Below are 6,098 nucleotides of genomic sequence, written 5' to 3'. Positions count from 1 at the left end.
GATGAGATATCTCATGCGAAAGCAATAAGACCCCTTGAAGACGACGAGGTAGATAGGGCAGAGGTGGAAGTGCAGTAATGTATGGAGCTGACTGTCACTAATAGGTCGAAGGCTTGACCAGGAATGGTTTGGGAAACACGGATGAAAAGTATTTACCGTATGCGGTTTTGAAGGTACAACCTTCAGATGGCCCAGTGGCTCAGTTGGTTAGAGCGTCGCCCTGTCACGGCGAAGGTCGTCGGTTCGAGTCCGATCTGGGTCGTTAGCATAAAATTAAATATGCGAATGGGATCTTAGCTCAGCTGGGAGAGCATCTGCCTTACAAGCAGAGGGTCACAGGTTCGAGCCCTGTAGGTCCCATTTACAACAGAAATGTTGTATAATGGATGGATTCCCGAGTGGCCAAAGGGGACAGACTGTAAATCTGCTGCAAATTGCTTCGGTGGTTCGAATCCACCTCCATCCATTAAGCCGATGTGGCTCAATTGGCAGAGCAGCTGATTTGTAATCAGCAGGTTATCGGTTCGAGTCCGATCATCGGCTTTTTTGTTTTATATAGTATATCGCGGGGTGGAGCAGTCTGGAAGCTCGTCGGGCTCATAACCCGAAGGTCATAGGTTCAAATCCTATCCCCGCAATTTTTTTTGCCTGATGATCAGTTTCATCGGTGAATATGCCCAGATAGCTCAGTTGGTAGAGCAGAGGACTGAAAATCCTCGTGTCACTGGTTCGATTCCGGTTCTGGGCACTTAACTGAATATGGAGCATTAGCTCAGTCGGTAGAGCACTTGACTTTTAATCAAGTTGTCCGGGGTTCGAATCCCCGATGCTTCACTTTTATGAATCCAGGATGAGTATCCTGGTTTTTTTGTGCCGGAAAATATAGAAAGATGTTCTGATAATTCAAATACATCGTAATATACTGTGAGAGAATCTATAACAATTTTGTTTTTAGTTCAGACTTTCGTAAGAAATTTTATGATTTCTTTAGGATGAAAACATAGTTTGAACACATTTGTTGTATATACTAGCAGCATATTAGCAAAGAGCTAATATATTTCATAACTCACACTTCGCAGCGACCACACGCTGCGGAGTACTCCCTCAAAATATAATTTTTCTCTTTCCTGAAAGGGCTGTGCAGATTGCACAGCCCTTTCGCATGGTATTTTTTAATTTAATCAGGAAAACTCGTCAGATGTTTACCAGGTGAGTCCGTCCAAAGAATTTGTCTGGTCGGATGAGATAGTAATGATTAATTTGTGAGGCAGGCAGGCAATGACTTCACCGGTCTCGGAAATAGCACCGGTCCGAACACAGACCAGATCAGGACAATTGGCTTCCGTGACTGAGATCTGTCCGTTGTGAACCGTAATAGTGTTGCTGCCGCCATTTTCATCATTGAGAAACAATTCTGTATCTTTGTTCAGATCCAGTTCAGCAACCGTTTCTCCATCCTGTTCTATGATTGCGCTGGTACCGGATTTTCCAAAATAATATTTCTGAATCAGGAATCCAATACAGATAATCAGGAACAGAATGATGAGAAAAAAAATGGTATTTCTTTTTCTTTTCATAAATTGATCTTCATTCCTTAAAATGTTTTCTTCAACTCACAGCCGGTAAGAATAAATTCTGCTTCAGTATCAGACAGTGAATTGATCAGTTTGGCTGCTTTTTCATAGCCCAGTGTCATACAGGTGGTGCTCAGTGCATCTCCGGTTAAAGAAGAATCACAGATAATGGATACACCCCAGAGATCATTCTGAATAGGGTATCCGGTATCGGGATCCAGAATATGATGATAGATCACACCGTCCTGTTTAAAATAACGTTCATAGATACCGGACGACACCACAGTTTTATCGGTGACTTTCACTACATCTGCCACAGGCTCCTTGTCATCAAAAGGCTTCTGAATACCGATACTCCACTGTGCCCCGTCTGGACGGTTTCCAATGGCAAGAACATTACCGCCCAGATTCAGAAGACCGGAGGTGACGTCATGTTCTGTCAGGTAGGACTTGATATGATCAGCAGCAAAGCCCTTGACCAGTGCGCCGAGATCAATCATCACATCATCAGAAGAAAAGGTAAGGGTATTACCGGATAATGAGATCTGATCCGCGCCGACTTTCTCCAGAGCAGCTTCAATATCTTCCTGAGCCGGAACAGTGGCGTCTTCACTCTTAAAATCCCACAGGTCAGACAGGGGTGCTACAGTGATATCAAATTTGCCATCTGAGATATGGTAATATTTTAGTCCGACAGAGATCAGTTCTGCCATATCGTCAGATACGGTTACGGTATTTGACGTTCTGTGATTGATGGCGTATAGTTCACTGGATTCCAGTGTACGGCTGAAGGTCTGTTCGTATTCTCCGCACATATCCACGCAATGATTCATCAGATCACTGCCATTTTCATCCGCATAAAACTGAAGGCTAATGACCGTATCAAAATACACGAAGTTTTTTTCGTACAAAGTACCGGCTGCCTGCTGATCGGTTTTCATTCCACAGCCGCTGCTAAGAAGCAGAAGGCTGCAGGAGAGTACAATCGTTTTCAATTTTTTCATAGACACCTCTGGATTCAATGACGCTGGTCAGTGGTGTCGTAGGTTTCACAGAAACGAGCAGAAAATGAAGGTTCCATACCTGCAGCGGTCAGATGAGAGATATCACCTAAGTGAGCCGCACGGAAGATGGCAGTACCCTGTTCACGTTCTTCAGTATGAATTGTTGATACAGAAGTCGGTGCAAAGGCTGTGGTATGCCACAGGATAAATGGAGATACGTTCATCAGGTGGGATAGCAGCACGCATTCCAGACCAAAATGACAGAAAAAGACGATGTTATCCCGATTGGGCTGTTCTACCAGGTAAAGTTCACCGTCACGTACATAGCCATAAGAAGCCAGCAGACGGTCAAATTCGGTTACCACATTGTCATAGACAGACAGGAGGTTGCCGGAATGTGTAATTTCGCTGTCACGCCATTGGGTTGGATGAAAGTATTCAGGGTGACGGAAGAGATAGGATGGCAGAACATCCCAGCATACATTGGCAGTCAGCCTGCCATCACGGATCTGGCGGTCGGGATAAGCTGCCAGAAGTGATTCTTTTGTTGCAGCTTCATCCAGAAAAACCCGTGCAGGGAATTCCTGAAGCCAGTTAAAAGTAGTGGCTGTACGGTTCATTTGTTTTAATGTGCAGGATGCGGTGTCCTGGGCGCGTCCAAGAGGAGATACGTAAAAATCTTTTACGTTCATTTTTTCCATACGGTGGGCAAGAACTTCAGCCTCTGTCCAGCCGTGTTCGGTTAAGGTATCGTGTTCATAATCAGGATCACCATGTCTGATAATAACTAAATTCATAATTGTACTCCTAAATAAAGATTAAAGTAACTGTTCAGAAGCCACTGTCCGTGAAGGTACTGAACAGATACAGATTAAAAATTATCGGCGCAGTCTGAGACCTATATATGAAATATATAGAAGACTTCAGACGATTGCCATGATCTCAAATATTATATCATGGAGCCCTGGGATTGTGGTATACTAACATCAACTTTTCGCAGGAAAATACTAGAAGCGAGGAAAAAAGATTGAGTAACAAAATCAAAGAAACAGAACAGAAGGAACAAAATTTCCTTTATGAGAAACTGAAAGAATATTGCAGTTCGGATGCCTATCCCTTTCATATGCCCGGGCATAAGAGAAATAAGACTCTGATAAAAGAACTTCTGGGCGGCGTGTATGGAGATGGAATGCCTTATCAGATTGATATTACAGAGATTGACGGATTTGATAATCTTCATCATGCGGAAGAGATTCTGCTGGAGGGACAGAAGCGGGCAGCAGATTTGTATGGTGCAGAGGAGAGTTTCTACCTGATTAATGGAAGTACCTGTGGTATACTGGCGTCGGTATTTGCATGTACTGCTCAAAAGGGCAAGATTCTGATGGCAAGAAACTGCCATAAAGCAGTCTATCATGCGGCAGAATTGCGAGAACTGGAAACTGTCTATCTTTATCCGCAGTTATTTTCAGATGGAGATACCATCTGGCAGGGAACGGCACAAATCAACGGACCGATTGCCCCGGAAGATGTGGTGAAGGCATTAAAAAGGAATCCGGGTATTGAAGTCGTGGTAATTACATCTCCCACTTATGACGGTGTGGTATCGGACGTGAAAAGAATTGCAGAGATTGCTCATAATTATAAGATTCCGTTGATTGTGGATGAAGCCCATGGAGCACATTTTGGTTTTCATTCATATTTTCCGGAAAATTCGCTGAAACATGGAGCGGATTTGGTGATTCACAGTCTTCATAAGACACTGCCATCGCTAACCCAGACTGCACTTTTACACAGAGGAAAGAAGAGTCGGATCAACAGTGAGAGAGTGAGAAAATATCTGGATATTTTTGAAACCAGCAGTCCTTCCTATGTGTTTATGGCAGGCATAGATCAGTGTATCCGACTGATAAAGGAACAGGGAGCGGAACTATTTGATCTATATACCAGAAGAATTCAGCGCTTCCGAGAGGAGACAGCACATCTGGCACATATTCATTTGCTGCCGGATCGGGGAAGAGTACAGTATAGCAGTGAGAGGGATTCAGGAACAGATGATAAAAATAAAAGAGTTGTCGTAGATCCAGGAAAGCTGGTGATTGCAGCAGACAGTCTGAGTGGACAGGAGCTGGCGGAAATATTGAGAAGAGAATATCATCTGGAAGTGGAGATGGCGGCAGCAGGGTATGTGATAGCCCTGACCAGTCTGGCAGATACAGAGAAAGGATTCCTGAGACTGAAAAATGCACTTATCCACATTGATAAGATGATTTCCACAACTTATGTGGAAAGACAGCGAAAGGCACCAACAGAGACTTACTATGACGGGCAGGCGCAACAGACTGTGCCGACGGAGAACAGATTTGACCGGGATACGAAGCAGGTGATGACAATTGCAAAAGCAGCAGAAAGCAATATGTGGACAGTGGATCTGGGAGACAGTGCAGGCCAGGTGAGCGGAGAATATATCTACCTGTATCCTCCAGGGATTCCTCTGGTAGTACCGGGGGAGCAGATCACGGAAAAATTGATTGCCCGTATACAGGATATGCAGAGAAAAGGGCTGGAAATACAGGGACTGCGGGATTATACAGGAAAAAAAGTAGATGTTTGCAGAAAAGTGTGATATACTAAGCTGATTCTGGGGCTGCGCCCGGAAAATTACAAAAAGAGAGGAAGATCGAAAAAACAATGAGTGCTTTTCGGTATAGAGTGAAAGTGCTGTATCAGTACAAGGATCTGATAAAAGAACTGGTAAGCAGAGATCTGAAGCTGAAATACAGACGAAGTTTTCTGGGTTATATATGGAGTGTATTAAACCCACTGCTGATTATGATGGTATTAACAGTAGTTTTTTCTACTATGTTCAATAAAAATATTGATAACTATCCGGTTTATTTACTGAGTGGTCGAGTTTTATATGATTTCTTAAAACTCAGTACCAATAATGCGATGAAATCTGTAACAGGAAATGCGGCACTGTTAAAAAAGACAAATGTTCCAAAGTATATTTTTACACTGGCAAAAGTGACCAGCTGTATGGTAGATATGGTATTGTCTATGGGAGCACTGGTGATTGTAATGCTTGTTACCGGAGCGAAGTTCTACTGGACATTCTTACTGTTTCCGGTAGTAGTACTTCAGATGTATATTTTCTGTTGTGGACTGGGATTCTTACTGGCAACATTGAATGTATTTTTCCGTGATATTGTGTACATTTATAATGCGATTACTACAGCATGGCTGTATCTGACCCCAATCATTTATCCGTTGGAAAGACTTCCGGAAAATATGCAGTTCCTTATAAGAGAATTTAATCCAATGTATTATTATGTACAACAGTTCCGTGATCTTGTATATACCGGATGTCTTCCTCAGGCGAGAGTTTTCTACGGAGGATGGATCATTGCATTTATTATGCTGGTAATTGGAGTTACAGTATTCCAGAGAAAGAAAGACAAATTCATTCTTTATATTTAACTGGTATCATGTGCTTGAATCACTTAGATAAATCAGGAGA

Annotated in this window: 5 protein-coding genes, 7 tRNA genes and 1 rRNA gene; 10 read left to right on the top strand and 3 right to left on the bottom strand. The window is 43.0% G+C overall.

The window, feature by feature from the left end; translation table 11 throughout:
* The 8 genes from H8716_RS06875 to H8716_RS06840 all read left to right on the top strand — a co-directional run.
* Positions 1–121 (top strand): 23S ribosomal RNA (locus H8716_RS06875); the annotation flags it as partial.
* Positions 122–188: 67 nt separating this feature from the next.
* Positions 189–262 (top strand) — tRNA-Asp (locus H8716_RS06870).
* Positions 263–287: 25 nt separating this feature from the next.
* Positions 288–360: transfer RNA gene (locus H8716_RS06865), tRNA-Val, on the top strand.
* 24 nt (positions 361–384) lie between these two features.
* Positions 385–466 (top strand) — tRNA-Tyr (locus tag H8716_RS06860).
* A gap of 4 nt (positions 467–470) precedes the next feature.
* Positions 471–543 (top strand) — tRNA-Thr (locus tag H8716_RS06855).
* Between the two features lie 21 nt (positions 544–564).
* Positions 565–638, top strand: a tRNA-Met gene (locus tag H8716_RS06850).
* A gap of 37 nt (positions 639–675) precedes the next feature.
* Positions 676–748, top strand: a tRNA-Phe gene (locus H8716_RS06845).
* A gap of 13 nt (positions 749–761) precedes the next feature.
* Positions 762–834, top strand: a tRNA-Lys gene (locus H8716_RS06840).
* Positions 835–1,202: 368 nt separating this feature from the next.
* On the opposite strand, the gene H8716_RS06835 is transcribed toward H8716_RS06840, so the two are convergent.
* Genes H8716_RS06835 through H8716_RS06825 form a run of 3 tightly spaced genes read right to left on the bottom strand, consistent with a single transcriptional unit; the run spans position 1,203 to position 3,375 of the window.
* Positions 1,203–1,577 (bottom strand): NusG domain II-containing protein, encoded by a 375-nt coding sequence (locus H8716_RS06835; RefSeq protein WP_249307825.1) that lies wholly within the window; start codon positions 1,575–1,577, stop codon positions 1,203–1,205.
* A 17-nt stretch (positions 1,578–1,594) separates the two neighbouring features.
* Positions 1,595–2,578 carry an FAD:protein FMN transferase gene (locus H8716_RS06830; protein WP_249307824.1) on the bottom strand — a complete coding sequence of 328 codons (984 nt, stop codon included), beginning with the start codon at positions 2,576–2,578 and terminating at the stop codon, positions 1,595–1,597.
* 14 nt (positions 2,579–2,592) lie between these two features.
* Positions 2,593–3,375: a histidine phosphatase family protein gene (locus H8716_RS06825; protein ID WP_249307823.1), complete on the bottom strand. Its 783-nt coding sequence runs from the start codon at positions 3,373–3,375 to the stop codon at positions 2,593–2,595.
* 230 nt (positions 3,376–3,605) lie between these two features.
* On the opposite strand from H8716_RS06825, the gene H8716_RS06820 reads away from it, so the two are divergent.
* The gene (locus H8716_RS06820) at positions 3,606–5,204 is read left to right on the top strand and encodes an aminotransferase class I/II-fold pyridoxal phosphate-dependent enzyme (protein ID WP_249307822.1); all 1,599 of its coding nucleotides are present in this window, start codon (positions 3,606–3,608) and stop codon (positions 5,202–5,204) included.
* 65 nt (positions 5,205–5,269) lie between these two features.
* A complete protein-coding gene (locus tag H8716_RS06815) occupies positions 5,270–6,058 on the top strand; it encodes an ABC transporter permease (protein ID WP_249307821.1) in 789 nt (262 codons plus the stop codon).
* Positions 6,059–6,098: the final 40 nt, after the last annotated feature.

The sequence above is a fragment of the Jingyaoa shaoxingensis genome (genome assembly GCF_014385005.1).
Classification (GTDB): domain Bacteria; phylum Bacillota; class Clostridia; order Lachnospirales; family Lachnospiraceae; genus Marvinbryantia; species Marvinbryantia shaoxingensis.
This window is presented reverse-complemented; position numbering and strand designations above follow the sequence as displayed.